Source organism: Rathayibacter sp. AY2B5, from assembly GCF_002931645.1.
Taxonomy (GTDB): Bacteria; Actinomycetota; Actinomycetes; order Actinomycetales; family Microbacteriaceae; genus Rathayibacter.
Window position 1 is genome coordinate 23,211 of record NZ_PSUE01000024.1, and the last position, 19,497, is coordinate 42,707.

Consider the following 19,497-nt stretch of genomic DNA (forward strand, 5'->3'; position numbering starts at 1 on the left):
CCTCGCGTCCGGACACCGGGGAAGGTGCGTCCGGGCGCCGAGTGGCTGGGAGTCGCGCGACAGGACCTAGAACAGGCCGGGGATCACCTCCTCCTGGGTGTCGGAGAACACGGACTCCTGCTCCTGCAGGTAGGTCTCCCAGGCGCCCTGCGCCCAGATCTCGGCGCGGTTGCCCGCTCCGATGACGGTGAGGTCGCGGTCGAGGCCCGCGTACGCACGCAGCGGAGCCGGGAGGGTCACGCGGTTCTGCTTGTCCGGCGTCTCGGCGCTCGCGCCCGAGAGGAACACCCGGAGGAAGTCCCGCGCCTGCTTGCTGGTCACCGGCGCCTGCCGGATCTTCTCGTGCATCACCTCGAACTCGGCCTGGCTGAACACGTACAGGCACCGCTCCTGGCCGCGCGTGACGACGACTCCGGAGGAGAGCTCGTCGCGGAACTTGGCGGGGAGGATCACGCGGCCCTTCTCGTCGAGCTTGGGGGAATAGGTGCCGAGGAACACGGACTGCCCCCCACTTCTTCCGGCCAAGGATGGTGTGTCCTCCACAGTACTCCACTTCCCCCCACTCACAAGCCCGGCGCGGCGCGGGGCGCGCCGGAGAGGCCCCGGTCATCCGCGTGTTTCCGCGGAATCGCGACAGTGGGGCGAAGTGGAGGGGGAATGCCGCGGGAGGGAGGCCGCGGGCACGAAAAAAGGGCCGATCCGTGAGGATCGACCCTGTGGTGGAGCGGAGGGGAGGCTAGCCGCGCCCGTCTCCGCGGTTGTCCCACCTGTCGTTCAGACGGTCCATGAAGCCGGACCCCTGGCGGTTGCCCGAGCGGGGCTTCGACGGACGGCCGACGTCGGGCAGGCCGGGCTCGGAGGAGCCGCCGGCGGCCGGGCGCATGGCCACGATCACGCCGCCGAGCATGAAGGCGAACCCGAGGATGCCGACGAGGGGCTGGCGCACGACCACGCCCGCGACGAGCACGGCGAGACCGAGGATGCCGAGCAGGATGCCGAGCACGAGGGCCCGGTAGTTGGTGCCGCCGCGCCCCTTGCCGACCGCCGCCACGAAATCGGCGTCGTTCTGGTAGAGGTTCCGCTCCATCTCATCGAGGAGCCGTTGCTCGTGTTCCGAAAGCGGCATCGTGACCCCTTCAGGGTGCGGCGTCGACCCTTTCGGGGATCGGCACCGGAATAGGCGGCGTCTGGGCTCGACCGGTCGGGCGGCGCTTCAGTGTAGACCGAGCCCGACGCAGGCACCAGGCACCTTCGGTGCATAGGCTGGTCGGGTGAACCACAGCTCTCGACTGGTCGATCGCGTCCAGCTCCGAATCGATGAATTCCTCACCGGGCGCACGCCAATTCTGCGCTCCATAGGAGAGGACGTCTCCGCCCTCGGCGACCTTTCGCGGGACTTTCTCAGCGGGGGCAAGCGGTTCCGCGCGCGCTTCTGCGAGGCGGGCTGGAACGCGGTGTCGAGCACCTCGAGCGAGGCCCATCCGAGCGGCTCCGATCCGATCGCGAGGGTGGGCGCCGGGCTGGAGCTGTTCCACGCCGCCGCCCTCGTCCACGACGACGTGATCGACAACTCCGACACCCGCCGCGGCGCTCCCGCGGCCCACCGGCGCTTCTCCTCCTTCCACGCCGACGGCGGCTGGACCGGCGACCGCGACGAGTTCGGCCGCTCCTCCGCGATCCTCCTCGGCGACCTCCTCCTGGTCTGGTCGGACGAGATCTTCGCCGCGGCGGAGTGGTCGCTCGGGGATCGAGTCGCAGCCGAGCGCGCGCGCGCGGAGTTCAACCTGATGCGCACCGAGGTCACGCTGGGCCAGTACCTCGACATCCTCGAGGAGAGCGCGTGGGTGCAGCACCCCGAGCACGAGCACCTGCAGCGGGCGGAGCGGGTGGTGGTCTACAAGAGCGCGAAGTACAGCATCGAGGCGCCGCTGGTGATCGGCGGCTCCCTCGCCGGCGGCGACGACGCGCAGCTGGACGCCCTGCGCCGCTTCGGGCTCCCGGTCGGGATCGCCTTCCAGCTGCGCGACGACGTCCTCGGAGTCTTCGGCGACCCGGCAGTGACGGGCAAGCCGGCCGGCGACGATCTGCGGGAGGGCAAGCGCACCGTGCTGCTCGGCCTCGCCCGCGGCGCGTGCTCGCCGGGCGAGCGGGCCGAGCTCGACGCGGTCGTGGGCCGGAACGACGCCGACGCGGCGTCCATCGCGCGGGCGCAGGAGATCATCGCGGGCAGCGGCGCCCTCGAGCGGCTCGAGGAGCGCATCGACCAGGAGGTGGCCGCGGCGATCGCGGTCCTCCCCGACGCGCCGCTCCGCACGGAGGGCGTGGCGGAGCTGCGCGAGCTGGCCGCCCAGGTCACGGTCCGCACCTCCTAGGAGCGGACGGGCGGGATCAGGCCAGGGCCTGGGCGACCCGCCGGACCTCGGCCTTGCGGCCGGCGCGGAGGGCGACGATCGGGCTCGTGCCCAGGCTCTCCTCGACCGTCAGCATCCAGTCGACCGCCTCGTCGTCGGTGAAGCCGGAGTCGGCGAGCAGGATCGCGGTGCCGCGGATCTCGCTCATCGGCTCCCCGTCGCGGAGGAAGAGGGCGGGGACCTTCAGGACGCCGTCGCGGCGGGTGCCGAGCAGGTGGCGCTCCTCGAGGAGGCGGCGGACCCGGCCGGCGCCGAGCCCGGTCAGCTCCACGAGGTCGGGGACGGTCAGCCACTCGAGCTCGGAATCGGTCGAGGTGGCGGGGGAAGCGGACGAGTCGGTCACGCGTCAAGACTGCCACGAGCCCGGAGGGCCGCCAACTGCGGGCGCCCCGGAGAAGGAGTCGGGCCCGTCCTGCGCCGCCCGGGCGTCGCTCACCGGTTCCCCCGGGGGTCTTGCCTAGACTCGTCGCGTGACCACCAGCCAGCTCGACCCCCTCCTCGGCCGTCTCGTCGACGGCCGGTACGAGGTGCGCTCGAGGATCGCCCGCGGCGGCATGGCGACGGTCTACCTCGCGCACGACCAGCGCCTCGAGCGCCGCGTGGCGATGAAGGTCATGCACGGCCACCTCTCCGACGACGCGACGTTCAAGAACCGCTTCGTCCAGGAGGCGCGCTCCGCCGCCCGTCTCGCCCACCCGAACGTGGTCAGCGTCTTCGACCAGGGCCAGGACTCGGACATGGCCTACCTGGTGATGGAGTACCTCCCCGGGATCACCCTGCGCGACCTGCTCAAGGAGCGCGGCCGGCTGACCGCCCAGCAGGTCGTCGACATCATGCACTCCGTGCTCTCGGGTCTCGCCGCCGCGCACCGCGCCGGGATCCTCCACCGCGACCTCAAGCCCGAGAACGTGCTCCTCGCCGACGACGGCCGGATCAAGATCGGCGACTTCGGCCTCGCGCGCGCCGCCTCCGCCAACACCGCCTCCGGTCAGGCCCTCCTCGGCACGATCGCCTACCTCTCCCCCGAGCTGGTCACGCGGGGCACCGCCGACACCCGCAGCGACATCTACGCCATCGGGATCATGATCTACGAGATGCTCACCGGAGAGCAGCCCTTCACGGGCGAGCAGCCGATGCAGATCGCGTACCAGCACGCGAACGACTCCGTCCCGTACCCCAGCGCGACGGTCGCCTCCGTCCCCACCTCGCTCGACGAGCTCGTACTCTGGGCGACCGAGCGCGACCCGGACATGCGGCCCCGCGACGCCGGTGTCATGCTCGCGCAGCTGCTCGAGGCCGAGCGGCTCATGGGCATCACACCGAGCGACCGCCGCGGCGACACGCAGGCGGTCACCCCGCTCCCGGCGCCGGTCGCCGATCCGGCGCCCGCGACGGCCGTCTTCGATCCGGCGGAGCCCGGGCAGACCTCGGTCTTCGACCTGGCGCCGGCGCCCGGAGCGGTACTCGTGGTCGACGAGGACGACGACACCGTCGCCCGGCTCGCGAGCAGGCGCCGCGTCCGACGGCGTCGCGGCGTCCTGCTCACGGTGGTCGTGCTCCTCCTGGCGCTCATCGGCGGCGGGACGGCCTGGTGGTTCGGCGAGGGACCCGGCGCGATCGTGTCGATCCCGGACGTCGTCAGCCAGTCGCAGCAGGACGCGACGGCCCAGCTGCAGGCGCAGGGCTTCGAGGTGCAGCCGCAGGAGACGCCCGACCTCACCGTGCCCGCGGGGACGGTGGTGAGCTCCGATCCGCCCGGCGGGCAGGGGGTGCACAAGGGCTCCGTCATCACGCTGACCGTCTCGAGCGGGCCGCGCCAGCTGCCGGTCCCGTCTCTCGCCGGCCTCTCGGAGGCCGACGCTGCCGCCGCGGTGACGGGAGGCTCCTTCACCGTCGGCGACGTCTCGAAGATCTTCGACGCCGACGTCGACGCCGGTGTGGTCGTCTCCGCCTCGCTGCCGGACGGATCGGCGCTGCCCGAGACGATGTCCGAGACCAGCACCATCGCGATGGTGGTGAGCCTCGGACCGATCCCGAACGTCGTCGGCCTCTCGATCGACGACGCGACGGCGAAGGCGGAGGCGGCCGGTCTCGCCCTCGACCGCAGCGGCGAGGACTGGAGCGACACCGTGGCCGCGGGCGTCGTCCTCACGCAGGCGAACCCGGAGGCGCCCGCCGTGACCGGCGACACCGTCTCGGTCATCGTGTCGAAGGGGCCCGAGCCCGTCGCCGTGCCGAACGTCGTGGGGATGAACCGCGACGAGGCGAAGGCGGCCCTCGAGGCGGCGGACCTGTCGTGGAGCTACTCCCTGACGACGCTCGGCCCGCTGATCGACGCGGCGCCGAACGAGCTGACCAAGGTCACGAACCAGTCCAACAAGGCCGGCGATCTCGTGCAGCGCGGCACGACGATCCAGCTGTCGATCACCATCACGACCTGACGCCGCCGGTCGAGCCCCTCAACGAGGACTCGACCGGCGGTCGGGGTCGGATCAGATCGCGCGGCCCCGGAGCTCCTCCGCCACGAGGAACGCGAGCTCGAGCGACTGCATGTGGTTGAGGCGCGGGTCGCAGACCGACTCGTACCGGGTGGCGAGCGTCGCCTCGTCGATGTGCTCCGAGCCGCCGAGGCACTCGGTGACGTCGTCGCCCGTGAGCTCGACGTGGATGCCGCCGGGGTGCGTCCCCGCGGCGCGGTGCGCCTCGAAGAAGCCCTTGACCTCGTCGACCACGTCGTCGAAGCGACGGGTCTTGTAGCCGGTCGGCGTCGTCAGCCCGTTGCCGTGCATCGGATCGGTCACCCACAGCGGCAGGGCGTCGCTCCGCTTGACGGCCTCGAGCAGCGGCGGGAGGGCGTCGCGGATCCTCCCGGCACCCATGCGGGTGATGAAGGTGAGGCGACCGGGCTCCCGCTCGGGGTCGAGCTTGTCGATCAGCTCGAGCATCGTCTCGGGCGTGGTCGACGGGCCGAGCTTCACGCCGATCGGGTTGCGCACCCGCGACAGGAAGTCGACGTGCGCACCGTCGAGCTCGCGGGTGCGCTCGCCGATCCAGATGAAGTGGCTGGAGGTGTTGTACGGCGTGCCGGTCCGCGAGTCGATGCGCGTCATGGGGCGCTCGTAGTCCATCAGCAGGCCCTCGTGGCCGGTGTAGAACTCGGTGCGCTTCATGCCCTCGAAGTCGGCCCCGCACGCCACCATGAACTTTACCGCGCGGTCGATCTCGCGGGCCAGCTGCTCGTAGCGCTGGTTCTGCGGGTTCTCGGTGAAGCCCTTGTTCCAGTAGTGGACGAGGCGCAGGTCGGCGAATCCGCCCTGCGTGAAGGCGCGGATGAGGTTCAGCGTCGAGGCGGCGGTGTGGTAGCCCTGCACGATGCGGCGCGGGTCCGCGGCGCGCGACTCCGGGGTGAAGTCGTAGCCGTTGACGATGTCGCCGCGGTAGGCGGGCAGGGTCACGTCGCCGCGGGTCTCGAGGTCGCTCGAGCGCGGCTTCGCGAACTGGCCGGCCATCCGGCCCATCTTGATGACGGGCATGCTCGCGCCGTAGGTCAGGACGACGGCCATCTGCAGCACGGTCTTGACGCGGTTGCGGATCTGCTCGGCGGTCGCTCCGGCGAAGGTCTCGGCGCAGTCGCCGCCCTGCAGGAGGAACGCCTCGCCGCGGGCCGCGGCTCCGAGACGCTCGCGCAGCTGGTCCACCTCGCCGGCGAACACCAGCGGAGGGAGCGCGGCCACCTCGGCGGACGCCGCTCGCACGGCCTCCGCATCGGGCCACTGCGGCTGCTGCTTGATCTCGAGCTCGCGCCAATAGTCCAGGCCGGCGACCACGGAGGGGGCGGCGAGGACGTACGGTTCGTTCGGATCGATGACCACGAGGGTGTTCCCGGTTCTGACGGGCGCCAGCGGCGCGCGGAGGGCCGCCGTCCGGACGGACGGCAGCGGTTGACGAGCTTATAGCCTGGCAGGGCGCTCGGCCGGGAGGGGCCCCCGGCGTCGAGCGGGCGCTCAGCGGGTGAGGGCCGCGCGCTTCTCCTTGACCGAGGTCGCGTAGACGTCGAGGTACTCCTGGCCGCTCAGGGCGAGGAGCTCGTACATGATCTCGTCGGTGATCGAGCGGAGGATGAACCGGTCGCCCTCCATGCCCTCGAAGCGGCTGAAGTCGAGCGGCTCCCCGAAGACGATGCCGATGCGGCCCAGCTTCGGCAGGCGCTTGCCGATGGGCATGATGCGCGCGGTGTCGATCATGGCGACCGGGATGACGGGCACGCGGGCCTCGAGGACCATGCGTGCGACACCGGTGCGGCCGCGGTACATGCGGCCGTCGGGGCTGCGCGTGCCCTCGGGATAGATGCCCAGGGCGTGGCCGCCCGCGAGGACGCGGAGGCCCGTGTTGAGCGAGGCCTCCGACGCCTTGCCACCGGAGCGGTCGATGGGCAGCATCCCCGTGGCGGTGAAGAACGTCCGCGTCGCCCAGCCCTTGAGGCCCTTGCCGGTGAAGTAGTCGCTCTTGGCGAGGAAGACCATGTTCCGCTCGATCACCAGCGGGAGGATCACGGAGTCGATGAAGGAGAGGTGGTTGCTCGCGAGGATCACGCCGCCGTTCTGCGGCACCTTGTCGGCGCCGACCACCCACGGCCGGAAGATCGTCTTCAGGAGCGGGCCCGCGACGATGTGCTTCATGAACCAGTAGAACATCGGGCTCCTCGGCGGTGCGGCGGATCGGGTGCGGCGGGTGCCGCTAGAGGGAGCTCGCGTGCAGGCGCGCCAGGTCGGCGGCCCCCACGACTCCGGCGTCATTGACGAGCTCCGCGATGCGGAACTCGGGCTCGGGGTGGTAGCCCCGGGCGGGGAGGTTGTCGAGGTAGGCCTGGCGGATGGGGTCCAGCAGGAGGTCGCCCGCCTGCGCCACTCCGCCGCCGATGACGAACATCTGCGGGTCGAGGACGGCGCTCAGGCTGGCCGCCGCCTCGCCCAGCCAGTGGCCGAGCTGTCGCAGCGCCGCGAGGGCGCCGAGGTCGCCGGCGGTGATCAGCTCGGAGATGAGGTGGCCGTTCAGCTCGCCGCCGTTGCGGGCGCGGGCGTCGGCGATGCCCTGGCCGATCCCGCCCGCGTCGGCCAGCTCGCCGGCGAAGCGCTGGAGCGCGCGGCCCGAGCCGTACTGCTCGATGCAGCCGCGGGCGCCGCAGCCGCAGGGCAGGCCTCCGGGGACGACGCGCATGTGCCCGATCTCGGCCGCGGCGCCGAAGCCGCCGCGCAGGAGCCGGTCGTTGATGACGATCGCGCCACCCACTCCGGTGCCGATGGTGAGCATCAGCATGTCGCTGACGAGGCGGCCCGAGCCGTAGCGGAACTCGGCCCAGCCGGCGGCGTTCGCATCGTTCTCGATGATGATCGGCAGGTCGATGCGGGCCGAGAGCTTCTCGCGGAAGGGCTCGTTGCGCCAGTTGATGTTCGGGGCGTAGTAGACGATCGACTGCGAGGCGTCGATGAAGCCGGCGGCGGCGACTCCGACCGCGGAGACGTCTCCCGGGAGCAGGCCGGAGCGCAGATGCTCGACCATCTCGACCACGACGTCGACGATCAGCTCGGGGTGCCCGGCAGGAGTGGGCCGACGGTCCTCGCGGAGGATCCCCCCGAACTCGTCGACCAGGGCTCCGGCGATCTTCGTGCCGCCGATGTCGATCCCGATCGCGTGCACGCGAACCGCCTTCCCGTCGCCACCGGCGCGGCAGCGTCGGCGGGCCGCCCTGAGCGGCGGCCAGGACGAGTGTAGTGACCGCGAGCGCTCCGATGCGGCTCAGCGGCGAGACCCGGCGACGCGTGTCGGCCCTCCTCGCGGAGCCACCCCTGGATCGTTACCCTGAACGGATCCACAGCTTGCGCCGCGCCGGTAGGGTGGAGACGACGTTCATTCAGGTACCGAAGGAGTTGCCGTGGACCAGTTCGATTCCCCCCTGGTGGTTCCGGCCGATCCCCAGGCCAACACGACCGCCCTCCTGCTGGACCGCGTCCGCGAGACGCCCGATCGCCCGCTCTTCGCGCTGCCCGACGGCGACGGCTGGCGCGATGTGACGGCGCAGGAGTTCCTCGACCAGGTCACGGCCCTCGCGAAGGGCTTCGTCGCCGCCGGCCTCGAGCCGGGCGAGAAGGTCGGGCTGATCTGCAAGACGCGCTACGAGTGGACGCTGATCGACTTCGCCGTCTGGTTCGCCGGCGGGATCCTCGTCCCGGTGTACGAGACCTCCTCCCCCGCGCAGGTGCAGTGGAACCTCACCGACTCCGGCGCGCACGCCGTGATCGTCGAGACCCCCGAGCACTTCGCCCGCTTCGACGAGATCCGCGCCGACCTTCCCGAGGTCCGACTCGCCTGGCAGATCGGGCTGGGCGATCTGGACAAGCTCGTCGCGCGCGGCGTCGACGTGCCGGACGCCGAGATCGAGCGCCGCCGCTCGCTGGCGACCGGCACCGACATCGCGACGATCATCTACACCTCCGGCTCCACCGGCCGCCCCAAGGGCTGCATCATCCGGCACTCGAACTTCGTCGAGCTCAGCCGCAACTCGGCGGTCGCCCTGACGGAGCTGATCCACCAGCCCGGCGCGTCGACGCTGCTGTTCATCACCACGGCGCACGTGTTCGCCCGCTTCATCGCGATCCTCTGCGTGCACGGCGGGGTGAAGGTGGGGCACCAGGCCGACACCAGGCAGCTGCTCCCCTCGCTCGCGTCCTTCAAGCCGACGTTCCTCCTGGCCGTGCCGCGCGTGTTCGAGAAGGTCTACAACTCCGCGGAGCAGAAGGCCGAGGCCGGGGGGAAGGGGAAGATCTTCCGCCGCGCGGCCGACGTCGCCGTCGCCCACTCGATGGCGCTCGAGGCGGGCTCGGTGCCGCTTGCGCTGAAGCTGCAGTTCCTCCTCTTCGACCGGCTCGTGTACTCGAAGCTGCGCACCGCCATGGGCGGGAACGTCCGCTTCGCCGTGTCCGGCTCGGCGCCGCTGGGAGACCGGCTCGGGCACTTCTTCCACAGCCTCGGCATCAAGATCCTCGAGGGCTACGGCCTCACGGAGACGACGGCGCCCGCCACGGTCAACCGCACCGAGCGTTTCAAGATCGGCTCGGTGGGCCCGGCGATGCCCGGCGTCTCGATCCGGATCGCGGGCGACGGCGAGATCCAGGTGCGCGGCATCGACGTCTTCGGCGGCTACTGGAACAACGAGGCGGCGACGGCCGAGTCGTTCGACGGCGAGTGGTTCCGCACGGGCGACCTCGGAACTCTGGACGAGGACGGGTACCTGCGCGTCACCGGGCGGAAGAAGGAGATCATCGTCACCGCCGGCGGCAAGAACGTCGCTCCGGCGGCGCTGGAGGATCCGATCCGCGCGAACCCGCTGGTCGGCCAGGTCGTCGTCGTCGGCGATCAGCGCCCGTTCATCGCCGCTCTGGTCACGCTCGACTCCGAGATGCTGCCGACGTGGCTCGCGAACAACGGGCAGGACAAGGGCCTCTCACTCGAGGACGCGGCCGTGAACCCGGTCGTTCTGGCCGAGGTGCAGCGGGCCGTCGATGCGGCGAACGAGCGCGTGTCCCGCGCCGAGTCGATCCGGAAGTTCGTGATCCTCCCGACCGAGTTCACGGAGGCGAGCGGTCACCTGACTCCGAAGATGAGCATCAAGCGCAACGTCATCCTCGCCGACTTCGCCGACACCATCGCCGCCGTCTACTCCGCCGCCCCCGCCACCGAGGGCATCTCCCTCCGCTGACCCCGCGCTCTCCCCGCGTCACCAGCAGGCCGTCCCGATCGCAGCCGCCTCCGGGACAGCGCGCCCAGCTCTATCCCGTCGGCGGAACGCACGACGCTCTCCTCGACGCGCCCCTGTCGCGGTGCCGACCGCGCCGGGCCGGGCAGGGACCGGCTCCCCCTCAACACAGCCGTATCCGGTGAAGCGCGTGCCAGCGCTTCACCGTCGGCGGAACGCACGACGCTCCATGGAACGCGCCCACCTCGAAAAGCCGACCGCGCGGAGCCGGGCAAGGACCGGCTCCCCTCGACACAGCCGTATCCGGTGAAGCGCGTGCCAGCGCTTCACCGTCGGCGGAACGCACGACGCTCCACGGAACGCCCCCACCTCGCTGAGCCGACCGCGCCGGGCCGGGCAGGGACCGCCCCCCCCTCGACACAGCCGTATCCGGGAAAGCGCGTCCCAGCGCTTTCCCGTCGGCGGAACGCACGACGCTCCACCGAACGCGCCCACCTCGAAAAGCCGACCGCGCCGAGCCGGGCAAGGACCGGCTCGGAATCCAACTCAGAACCAGTCGGATTCCCGGACGGCCTTCATGGCGGCGCGGCGGTCGTCCTTGGAGAGGCGGTCGAGGTAGAGGCGTCCGTCGAGGTGGTCGCATTCGTGCTGGAGGGCCTGGGCCATGAGGCCGTCGCCTTCGAGGACGATCTCGTTGCCGTCGAGGTCGGTGCCGCGGACCTTCGCGTGCGGGTAGCGGATCGCGGGGTACCAGAGGTTCGGGACGGAGAGGCAGCCCTCGTCGACCGGTTGCGGGTCTCCGCTGAGCTCGATGATCTCGGGGTTGAGGATGTAGCCGATGACGCCGTCGACGTTGTAGCTGAAGGCGCGGAGGTTGACGCCGATCTGGGGGGCTGCGACGCCGGCGCGTCCGGGCGGGCGGACGCTGTCGACGAGGTCCTCGACGAGGCCGCGGACGCCGGCGTCGACCGTCTCGATGGTCGTGGACGGGGTCTTCAGCACCGGGTCCCCGAAGATGCGGATCTGGCGTTCGGTCATGTGGTGCGCTCCCTCAGGGCCTCCTCCGCGCTCAGGAGGGCGTTCTCGACGACTTCGCTCGCTGCGGGGTGCGGCCAGTACTGGCTGCGGGCGAGTCCGCGGATGCCGGTGCCGGCGCTGGCGGCCTGGACGAGCGGCTGAATGAGGATACTGGCCTGCGGCCCGATGATGTGCGCGCCGAGGAGGGCGCCGTCGAGTCCGACGACCAGGAGGCAGGCGCTGGAGTCGTCCTCGAGCGCCCAGCCGAAGGCGGTGGAGCCGTACTCCTGGGTGACGGTGACGACGTCCAGGCCGTGGTCTCGCGCTTCGGCCGCGGTGAGCCCGAAGTGGGCGATCTGCGGGTGGGCGAAGATCGCGCCGGGCACCGGCGAGAGGGTGTCGGAGAGCATCTCGCCCGGGTGCAGGAGGTTGTGCGCCACGAGGCGCGCCTCGTGGTTGGCGACGTGCTTGAGCTGCCAGCGAGACGACACGTCGCCGAGGGCGAAGAGGCCGGGCACGGGGCGTCCGCCGGAGAGGACGCGCTGCTCGGGGTCGACGCTGATCCGGCCGTCCTCGTGCAGATCGATCCCGACGGAGGCGGCGGCGACCGTGTCGCTGTTGGGGTCGCGGCCGAAGGCGACGAGGAGCAGGTCGGTCTCGACCGTCGTGCCGTCGCTGAGGGCGACGCGGAGCCCGTCAGGGCGGGCGTCGACGCTCTCGGCGCTCACTCCGGTGAGCACCGTGTACCGCTCGGCGGCGATCCCGGTGAACCGGCGCGAGACGTCCTCGTCGAGGGCGCGGAGGAGGCGGTCGCCGCGGACGGCGACGGTCACGGCCGTGCCGAAGGAGGAGAAGACGTGGGCGAACTCGACGGCCACCGCGCCGCCGCCGAGGATCAGCATCCGCTCGGGGAGCTCGTCGAGCCGCATGACGGAGGAGGAGTCCTGGATGCGGGGGTCCGGCTCGTACGCGGCGAGGAGCGGCCTGGGCCGCGAGCCGGCGGCCACGACCACCTGCGGCGCACTGATGCGGGCACCGCTGGCGCTGACGAGGATGTGCGGGCGGTCGCCGTCTCCGAGCGACTCGAAGCCGAAGCTCTCGCGGAGGACGGTCACGTTCGGGGAGCGCTGATCGCGGTACTCGAAACCGCCCTCGCTGATCGCGTCGATCCGGCCGAACACCCGGTCGCGCACCTCGGCCCACTCGGGGCGGCGGAGGCGGGAGTGGACGCCGATCGGGCCGCCCTGGTCGACGTCGGTGATCACGTCGGCGACATGGACGAACATCTTGGTCGGGATGCAGCCGGCGTTGAGGCAGGTGCCGCCGAACCACTCCCCGTCGTCGAGGATCGCGACCCGCAGGCCGTCGAACTCCGGACCGACGATCGAGTTGCCGGAGCCGGCCCCGATGACGATCAGGTCGAAGGCGTCGGTGGACGGGTCGGGCCCGTCGGTGCGGTCCTGGTGCGCGGCGGACGCCGCCCCGGAGCCCCGGGGCTCAGACACGTCGGACCGGCATGCCCTCGACCACGAGCGCGGCGAGCAGGCGTGCGGCGTCCTTCGTGCCCTCGCGCAGCTGCTCCCACTTCACCACGGAGCCGGCGGCGAGCACCGGGTCGTAGGGGATGCGGACGATGTCGCGGACGCGGGAGCGGAAGTGCGACTCGATCTCCTCCAGCTTCACCAGGCTCGTGCCCTGCGTCGCCGTGTTGAGCGCGACGACCGCGTTGCGCACCAGGGCGCCGTAGCCGTTCGCGTCCAGCCAGGTGAGGGTCTCGGAGGCCAGGCGGGCCTCGTCGACGCTGCCGCCCGAGACGATCACCACTGTGTCGGCGCGCTGCAGCGTGGGCCGCATCACCGAGTGCACGATGCCCGTGCCGCAGTCGGTGAGCATGATCGAGTAGAAGCGCTCGACCAGATCGGCGACCACGTTGTAGTCGTCCTCGTCGAAGGCCTCGGAGAGCTGCGGGTCGGTGTCGGAGGCGAGGACGTCGAGGCGGGTCTCGTCGCGGGAGACCATCGTCGAGAACTCGGTGAATCCGGTCACACCGGCCGCGCGGTTCACGACATCGCGGACGGTCGCCCGCGTCTGCTTGGGGACGCGCTCGGCCAGGGTGCCGCGGTCGGGGTTCGCGTCGACCGCGATGATGCGGTCCTCGCGCGCGTCGGCGAGGGCCATGCCCAGGAGCGTCGTGACCGTGGTCTTGCCGACGCCGCCCTTGCGGGTCATGACCGGGACGAAGCGGGTGCCGCCCTCGAACTGCCGGCCGATCCGCTCGTCCATCGCCTTCCACGCCTTCACCTTCGCGGAGTCGCCGAGGTTGACCGTGTGGAAGGTCAGGCCGTAGAGGAAGCGGTGCCAGCCGCCCGTGGGAGCGGGACGGGTCTTGCGGTTGACCTCCAGGAGCCTGTCCGGGGTGAGCATCGACGCCGACTCGGGGACGGCGGCGCTCGGCGCGGACGGGGCGGGAGCGGCGCTCGAGGACTCGGCGCGGAGGCGGTCGCGGCGCGTGGGGACGGCGGCGGGCTCCCCCGCGGACTCGGACGCCGCGGGCTTCTCGGCGGACTCCGCTCGGGCGGGGATCCCCGCCGAGACCGGTCCGTTCGCGCCGGACGGGTGAGCGGGAGCCGGTGAGGGGGTCGGAGCAGGACTCGGCTCCGGGGGCACGAGAGCGTGCGAGCGCGAGGGCGGCAGGCCGAGGCGGCCGACATCGATCGCGTCCTCGTCCTCGACCGGAGCAGGGGCGGTGGAGCGGCGCCGCGGGCCGGGCGGGGTGATCCGCACGCCGTCGGGCAGGAGGGTCGGAGCGGTGTCGCTGGCTCGCGGGGAGTACTGACCCGATTCCCGAGCCGCGTCCATGGCGGTCCGCGGCGTGGGACCGGTGCCGGTGTCGGGCTGTTCGTCGTTGCGCTCATCCATGCGAACGAGCCTCCTTCCGCTCAGGACGAGTGTACCGGCGGGCCCGGATCGCGCCGGGCGGCTTGGTCGGAGCGCGCTCCGACTGCTAGTGCGGCCCGCTTCCGGAGGCGGCGCGGACGGCGCGTGCAGCGAACGGTTAGGTTCTGCCGCCCGGAGGAACGTAAAGTAGTCAGCCATGCATGTACTCAGCGTGAGCTCCCTCAAGGGCGGCGTCGGCAAGACCACGGTGACGCTCGGCCTTGCATCCGCGGCGTTCTCGAAGGGCCTGCGAACGCTGGTCGTCGACCTCGATCCCCAGTCCGACGTGTCGACCGGAATGGACATCAACGTCGCCGGCCACCTCAACATCGCCGACGTCCTGACGTCGCCGAAGGAGAAGATCGTCCGCTCGGCGATCGCCCCCTCCGGCTGGACCAAGGAGCACCACGGCACGATCGACGTGCTGATCGGCAGCCCCTCCGCGATCAACTTCGACGGGCCGCACCCCAGCATCCGCGACATCTGGAAGCTCGAGGAGGCCCTCGCGAGCGTCGAGGCCGACTACGACCTCGTGCTGATCGACTGCGCCCCCTCGCTCAACGCCCTGACCCGCACGGCCTGGGCCGCGAGCGACCGCGTCGCCGTCGTCACGGAGCCGGGCCTGTTCTCGGTGGCCGCCGCCGACCGGGCGCTCCGGGCGATCGAGGAGATCCGCCGCGGACTCAGCCCGCGCCTCCAGCCGCTGGGCATCATCGTCAACCGCGCCCGCGTCCAGTCGCTGGAGCACCAGTTCCGGATCAAGGAGCTGCGCGACATGTTCGGGCCGCTCGTGCTCAGCCCGCAGCTCCCGGAGCGCACCTCCCTCCAGCAGGCGCAGGGCGCGGCGAAGCCCGTGCACGTCTGGCCCGGGGAGAGCGCTCAGGAGATGGCGCACAACTTCGACCTGCTGCTCGACCGCGTGATCCGCACCGGTCGCATCGGCGAGCAGGTCCCCGCCGCGACCTAGGGCCGGCGGGTCCGCCGGACTCCTCCGGCTCGAGGTCTCGGGACGCGGGCGATGCTCGGTGCCCGAGGAGTGCCAGGGACGGCGCCGGCGGACGCTCGGCGTCGGAGTTCAGCGCGGGCTCTCGATGCGCGGGCGGAGCCCATCGTCGGATCCGCAGGGCGGGACACGGACGGAGCCCGTCATCGGACCCGCATGCTAGCGGGCGTGATCGGCGGGGAGCTCGCGTCGGGCGGACGGATCACGCGGGCGGGGCCCGCCATTCGACCAGCTCGGTGAGACTCGGGTGCCGCCCGTTGCCCGCTCAGCACGGCTGCAGGCAGGTCCGCTCCTGATCAGCTGAGCGCGCGGAGGAGACCCCGGAGTCCCCGGGGCCGCGGCCGACCCGCGAGGGGTGGGCGGTCAGCCGACGCGGCGGGAGGCGCGGCGCTGGGCGAGCTCGTCGCCCGGGTCGACCGACTGATGGTCGAGCTCGACGAGGCTCGACTCGACTTCGCGGAGGACCTTGCCGACGGCGATGCCGAAGACGCCCTGGCCGCGGCTGAGCAGGTCGATGACCTCGTCGTTCGAGGTGCAGAGGTAGACGCTCGCGCCGTCGCTCATCAGGGTCGTCTGCGCGAGGTCGTCGACCCCGGACTCGCGGAGCTGGTTGACCGCCGTGCGGATCTGCTGGAGCGAGATCCCGGTGTCGAGCAGGCGCTTGACCAGCTTCAGCACGAGGATGTCGCGGAAGCCGTAGAGGCGCTGCGTTCCGGAGCCGGACGCGCCGCGCACGGTGGGCTCGACGAGCTCGGTCCGCGCCCAGTAGTCGAGCTGCCGGTAGGTGATCCCCGCGGCGCGCGCCGCGACGGCCCCGCGGTAGCCCGCGTCGGCGTCGAGCTCGGGCAGTCCGTCGGTGAACAGGACGAGGTCGCGCTGGCCGCTGACGTCGCGGCTGACTTCTCTCATCCCTGTGCCTCTCGGATCCGGACGCCGGATCCTCCGAACGCGCTCCCTACCGTACCGACCGGCGCAGGCCGAGTAAACGACATCGGCCTCGGCGCCGCGGCGTGTCGCACGGGCCGCCCGACGGCCGGCGGCGCGGCCCTCACGAGCGGGCGATCCGCGAGAGGGCGCTGCGCACCATCGCCCCGCGGATCGTGCCCAGCTGGGTCGCGAGCCCCACCGCGTTCTCGGCAGCGCCGGCGGAGCCGGACGCCTCTCCGCGGCGGGCGCTGGAGGCGACGACGCTCTCGATGAGCGACATCTCGCGCTCGACGGCGACGCGGAGCGGTCGGAGATGGCGGGGCTCGATACCGGATCGGCCGAGGTCGACGAGCGCCTTGAGCGTCGTCACGGCCTCGTCCCCGAACACGTCGCCGCCCCGCACGAGCCCGGCGGCGATGGCCTCCTGGACGAGAGCGGGCGTGGCACCGGACTCGGCCGCGAGTCCCTCGCGGGTCAACCGCGTGGCGGGGCCGAGGAGCGAGGCGCTCGGACCCCCGACACCGGCCGGCAGGGCGGGCTCGCGTCCGGCGTCGATGTCGTCGAGGTATCCGCGGATGACCTTGAGGGGGAGGTAGTGGTCGCGCTGCAGAGCGAGGATCATCCGGAGCCGCTCGACGTCGGAGCCCGAGAACTTGCGGTAGCCGGAGTCGGTGCGGGCCGGCGAGACGAGCCCCTGCTCCTCGAGGAAGCGCAGCTTGGACGGGGTGACGTCCGGGAACTCACTGGTCAGCCTGGCCAGCACCTGCCCGATGCTCAGCAGAGCGGCGGAGCCGGTGGGGAGGGCGCGCGCGGAGGAGCGGCCCACGGCTCACGCGTCCGGAGCGGCGACGAGGTCGGCGCGGGACGCGTAGAAGGTGAGTCGGAACTTGCCGACCTGCACCTCGGAGCCGTCGGTGAGGATCGCGGACTCGATCCGGACCCCGTCGAAGTAGGTGCCGTTCAGGGAGCCGAGGTCGTGGACCTCGAACGCCGTGCCGCGGCGGACGAACTCGGCGTGCCGGCGCGAGACCGTGACGTCGTCGAGGAAGATGCCCGCGTCGGGGTGACGGCCGACCGTCGTGGAGTCGGTGTCGAGGAGGAAGCGGGCGCCGGTGTTCGGTCCGCGGCGCACGACCAGCAGCGCGGATCCCGAGGGCAGAGCCCCGACGGCCTCGGCCTCCTCGCGGGACGCGCGGTTGTCGAGAGCGGCGAGCTGGGCACCGATGTCGTCGGTGAACGTCAGAGTCGTCTCCGTCGACGGCTCACCGGGAACGGAATTGTGCTGGGCGGATGATGCTCCACCGACGGGCTCGACCAAGACGTACCTCCTATCAGGTCAGCGTATCCGAATCGTGACCCTCGTCGGACCCCTGAGCACCTGTGCGGACCCCCAGGACGAGGTCCCGTGTCTGGACGGCGTAGACGATCCCGGCCCACCAGTAGAGGAACGCGCCCCACAGCGCGAAGGCCCAGGCGATGGGGAGCGAGGCGGGCGCGAGGGCCGGGAACGCCTGCCCCAGCATGATCAGCGGGAGCGCGTAGAAGAGGCAGAAGGTCGCGAATTTCCCCAGGTGGTGCACGGGAAGCGGTCCGTAGCCGTTGTTCGCCAGGACGACCGCCAGGACCACGAGCATCAGGTCGCGGGCGAGCAGCACGGCGACCAGCCACCAGGGCACCAGTCCGCGGGCCGCGAGGCCCAGGACGGTGGCGAAGATGTAGAGGCGGTCGGCGGCCGGATCGAGGACGCGGCCGAGGCGCGTCATCTGGTCGAAGCGGCGCGCGATCCAGCCGTCGAGGTAGTCGGTGAGGCTCGAGACGACGAGGGTCAGGAGCGCGAGCGCGTCCTCGCCGAGGACCACGAGCACGAGGAACACCGGCACCAGCGCGAGACGCACCATGCTGAGGACGTTCGGGACCGTCCAGATCCGGTCCTCACCGGTGCGCGCCATGCGCCCAGCCTAGGCGGGGCGCACGGCGGCGTGGTCAGCGCTTGTCGCGCCAGACCCGCTCGAACGGCAGGCGCCAGGCGTGCGGCGCGATCAGCTGGTGGATCGCGTTCGGCCCCCAGGAGCCGGGCGCGTAGAGACGGACGGGCGGCGGATCCTGCAGGAGCGGCGCGGAGACCTCCCAGAGCCGCTCGATGCCCTCCGCGGTGGTGAACAGCGTGTGGTCTCCGCGCATCGCGTCGAGGATCAGGCGCTCGTAGGCCTCGAGCGCGTCGCCCGCGCGGTCGGTCTCCTGGAGCGCGAACTGCATGCTCAGCTTGTCGAGCCGCATGCCGGGACCGGGGCGCTTCCCGTAGAACGAGAGCGAGACCTTCGAGGCGTCCGCCAGGTCGAAGGTGAGGTGGTCCGGGCCGTGGGCACCGACTCCGGAGCCCTGCGGGAACATGCTCTTCGGGGGCTCGCGGAACGCTATCGAGATGATGCGCTGACCCTCGGCCATCCGCTTGCCGGTGCGGAGGTAGAACGGCACTCCCGCCCAGCGCCAGTTGTCGATCTCGCACTTCAGCGCGACGAAGGTGTCGGTCTCGGAGTCGGCGGCGACGCCCGGCTCGTCGCGGTAGCCGATGTACTGGCCGCGCACCACGTTCTCGGGGTTCAGCGGACGCATCGAGCGGAAGACCTTGTTCTTCTCCTCGCTGATGGCCTGGGGCTCCAGCGCGGTCGGCGGCTCCATCGCCATGAACGCCAGCACCTGGAAGAGGTGGGTGACGACCATGTCCTTGTACGCGCCGGTGGACTCGTAGAACTCGGCGCGACGGTCGAGCGTGAGGCGCTCGGGGATGTCGATCTGGACGTGATCGATGAAGTTGCGGTTCCAGATGGGCTCGAAGAGGCCGTTGGCGAAGCGGAAGGCGAGGATGTTCTGCGCCGGCTCCTTGCCGAGGAAGTGGTCGATCCGGAAGATCTGCTCCTCGCTGAAGGTCTCGTGGAGCTCCGCGTTGAGGACGACCGCGCTCTCGAGGTCGACGCCGAACGGCTTCTCCATGATGATCCGCGAGCGCTCGACCAGCCCGGCCTCGGCGAGCATCCGCACGACGGAGAGAGCTGCCCTGGGCGGGACGCTGAGGTAGTGCAGCCGGCTCACGTCCGGGCCGAGGACCGCCTCGGCGTCGGTCACGGCGGCGGCCAGCGCGGCCGGACCGGCGGACTGTGGGACGTAGCGGAGCTTGGACGCGAACTCGTCCCACTGCGCCGGCGTCAGGGAGCGGCTCCCGAACTCGTCGTAGGCCAGCTTCGCGAAGGCGCGGAACGAGGCGTCGTCGTGCTCCTCGAGCGAGGTGCCGACGATCTGCAGGTCCGGTGCGAGGGAGGAGAGCGCGAGGTGGGCCATCCCCGGGATGAGCTTGCGCCGGGCCAGGTCGCCGACGGCGCCGAACAGCACGACGACATGGGGTGCCGCCTGCTCGGTCTGGACGGCGGGAGCGGGGGGTGCGGTTGTCACGG

Annotated in this window: 18 protein-coding genes; 4 read left to right on the plus strand and 14 right to left on the minus strand. The window is 71.6% G+C overall.

The genetic code is table 11. The features are described from left to right. Nucleotides 1–66: 66 nt before the first annotated feature. Nucleotides 67–498 (minus strand): division/cell wall cluster transcriptional repressor MraZ, encoded by a 432-nt coding sequence (gene mraZ, locus C5C30_RS13780; RefSeq protein WP_104222586.1) that lies wholly within the window; start codon nt 496–498, stop codon nt 67–69. Between the two features lie 238 nt (nt 499–736). Beyond that, on the minus strand, nt 737–1,126 hold the full coding sequence (locus tag C5C30_RS13785; RefSeq protein WP_104233350.1) for a DUF3040 domain-containing protein: 390 nt from the start codon (nt 1,124–1,126) through the stop codon (nt 737–739). A gap of 145 nt (nt 1,127–1,271) precedes the next feature. On the opposite strand from C5C30_RS13785, the gene C5C30_RS13790 reads away from it, so the two are divergent. Next, entirely contained in the window at nt 1,272–2,372 is a 1,101-nt protein-coding gene (locus tag C5C30_RS13790; protein WP_104238695.1) for a polyprenyl synthetase family protein, read from the plus strand. A gap of 16 nt (nt 2,373–2,388) precedes the next feature. Here C5C30_RS13790 and C5C30_RS13795 read toward each other — a convergent pair whose 3' ends face one another. Then, nucleotides 2,389–2,754: an Rv2175c family DNA-binding protein gene (locus tag C5C30_RS13795; protein WP_104222583.1), complete on the minus strand. Its 366-nt coding sequence runs from the start codon at nt 2,752–2,754 to the stop codon at nt 2,389–2,391. 127 nt (nt 2,755–2,881) lie between these two features. Here C5C30_RS13795 and pknB point away from each other — a divergent pair, with 127 nt between their 5' ends. Beyond that, a complete protein-coding gene (gene pknB, locus C5C30_RS13800) occupies nt 2,882–4,852 on the plus strand; it encodes a Stk1 family PASTA domain-containing Ser/Thr kinase (RefSeq protein ID WP_104333960.1) in 1,971 nt (656 codons plus the stop codon). Nucleotides 4,853–4,903: 51 nt separating this feature from the next. On the opposite strand, the gene C5C30_RS13805 is transcribed toward pknB, so the two are convergent. From C5C30_RS13805 to C5C30_RS13815, 3 genes are all read right to left on the minus strand, one after another. Beyond that, entirely contained in the window at nt 4,904–6,238 is a 1,335-nt protein-coding gene (locus C5C30_RS13805) for a class II 3-deoxy-7-phosphoheptulonate synthase (RefSeq protein ID WP_104222617.1), read from the minus strand. A 177-nt stretch (nt 6,239–6,415) separates the two neighbouring features. Next, the gene (locus C5C30_RS13810; RefSeq protein ID WP_104222581.1) at nt 6,416–7,105 is read right to left on the minus strand and encodes a 1-acyl-sn-glycerol-3-phosphate acyltransferase; all 690 of its coding nucleotides are present in this window, start codon (nt 7,103–7,105) and stop codon (nt 6,416–6,418) included. 43 nt (nt 7,106–7,148) lie between these two features. Further along, entirely contained in the window at nt 7,149–8,108 is a 960-nt protein-coding gene (locus C5C30_RS13815) for an ROK family glucokinase (RefSeq protein WP_104222580.1), read from the minus strand. A gap of 235 nt (nt 8,109–8,343) precedes the next feature. On the opposite strand from C5C30_RS13815, the gene C5C30_RS13820 reads away from it, so the two are divergent. Further along, a complete protein-coding gene (locus tag C5C30_RS13820; protein ID WP_104257314.1) occupies nt 8,344–10,167 on the plus strand; it encodes a long-chain fatty acid--CoA ligase in 1,824 nt (607 codons plus the stop codon). Nucleotides 10,168–10,710: 543 nt separating this feature from the next. Here C5C30_RS13820 and def read toward each other — a convergent pair. Genes def through C5C30_RS13835 form a run of 3 tightly spaced genes read right to left on the minus strand, consistent with a single transcriptional unit; the run spans nt 10,711 to nt 14,100 of the window. After that, nucleotides 10,711–11,202: a peptide deformylase gene (gene def / locus C5C30_RS13825; protein ID WP_104250747.1), complete on the minus strand. Its 492-nt coding sequence runs from the start codon at nt 11,200–11,202 to the stop codon at nt 10,711–10,713. Continuing rightward, nucleotides 11,199–12,686 carry a mycothione reductase gene (locus C5C30_RS13830; RefSeq protein WP_104333961.1) on the minus strand — a complete coding sequence of 496 codons (1,488 nt, stop codon included), beginning with the start codon at nt 12,684–12,686 and terminating at the stop codon, nt 11,199–11,201. The genes def and C5C30_RS13830 overlap by 4 nt, the downstream gene beginning before the upstream one ends. Continuing rightward, the gene (locus tag C5C30_RS13835) at nt 12,679–14,100 is read right to left on the minus strand and encodes a MinD/ParA family protein (RefSeq protein WP_258059940.1); all 1,422 of its coding nucleotides are present in this window, start codon (nt 14,098–14,100) and stop codon (nt 12,679–12,681) included. Before C5C30_RS13835 ends, C5C30_RS13830 begins: the two co-directional genes overlap by 8 nt. 175 nt (nt 14,101–14,275) lie before the next feature. Here C5C30_RS13835 and C5C30_RS13840 point away from each other — a divergent pair, with 175 nt between their 5' ends. After that, nucleotides 14,276–15,085 carry a ParA family protein gene (locus tag C5C30_RS13840; protein WP_104222576.1) on the plus strand — a complete coding sequence of 270 codons (810 nt, stop codon included), beginning with the start codon at nt 14,276–14,278 and terminating at the stop codon, nt 15,083–15,085. 399 nt (nt 15,086–15,484) lie between these two features. Here C5C30_RS13840 and C5C30_RS13845 read toward each other — a convergent pair whose 3' ends face one another. From C5C30_RS13845 to zwf, 5 genes are all read right to left on the minus strand, one after another. Then, nucleotides 15,485–16,030 (minus strand): MerR family transcriptional regulator, encoded by a 546-nt coding sequence (locus tag C5C30_RS13845; RefSeq protein WP_104222575.1) that lies wholly within the window; start codon nt 16,028–16,030, stop codon nt 15,485–15,487. Nucleotides 16,031–16,169: 139 nt separating this feature from the next. Then, nucleotides 16,170–16,874 (minus strand): MerR family transcriptional regulator, encoded by a 705-nt coding sequence (locus tag C5C30_RS13850; RefSeq protein ID WP_104222574.1) that lies wholly within the window; start codon nt 16,872–16,874, stop codon nt 16,170–16,172. Between the two features lie 3 nt (nt 16,875–16,877). Further along, on the minus strand, nt 16,878–17,366 hold the full coding sequence (locus C5C30_RS13855) for an FHA domain-containing protein (protein WP_104222573.1): 489 nt from the start codon (nt 17,364–17,366) through the stop codon (nt 16,878–16,880). A gap of 13 nt (nt 17,367–17,379) precedes the next feature. Then, nucleotides 17,380–17,997, minus strand: a complete 618-nt coding sequence (locus C5C30_RS13860; RefSeq protein ID WP_104222572.1) for a CDP-alcohol phosphatidyltransferase family protein — start codon at nt 17,995–17,997, stop codon at nt 17,380–17,382. A gap of 34 nt (nt 17,998–18,031) precedes the next feature. Next, a complete protein-coding gene (gene zwf, locus C5C30_RS13865) occupies nt 18,032–19,495 on the minus strand; it encodes a glucose-6-phosphate dehydrogenase (protein ID WP_104225448.1) in 1,464 nt (487 codons plus the stop codon). Nucleotides 19,496–19,497 lie beyond the last annotated feature (2 nt).

What these genes read in the sequence shown, in the direction of transcription:
- C5C30_RS13810 (WP_104222581.1), bottom strand. Translation starts at nt 7,105, where the DNA reads ATGTTCTACTGGTTCATGAAGCACATCGTCGCGGGCCCGCTCCTGAAG.
- C5C30_RS13845 (WP_104222575.1), bottom strand. Translation starts at nt 16,030, where the DNA reads ATGAGAGAAGTCAGCCGCGACGTCAGCGGCCAGCGCGACCTCGTCCTG.
- def (WP_104250747.1), bottom strand. Translation starts at nt 11,202, where the DNA reads ATGACCGAACGCCAGATCCGCATCTTCGGGGACCCGGTGCTGAAGACC.
- C5C30_RS13840 (WP_104222576.1), top strand. Translation starts at nt 14,276, where the DNA reads ATGCATGTACTCAGCGTGAGCTCCCTCAAGGGCGGCGTCGGCAAGACC.
- C5C30_RS13860 (WP_104222572.1), bottom strand. Translation starts at nt 17,997, where the DNA reads ATGGCGCGCACCGGTGAGGACCGGATCTGGACGGTCCCGAACGTCCTC.
- C5C30_RS13835 (WP_258059940.1), bottom strand. Translation starts at nt 14,100, where the DNA reads ATGGATGAGCGCAACGACGAACAGCCCGACACCGGCACCGGTCCCACG.
- C5C30_RS13785 (WP_104233350.1), bottom strand. Translation starts at nt 1,126, where the DNA reads ATGCCGCTTTCGGAACACGAGCAACGGCTCCTCGATGAGATGGAGCGG.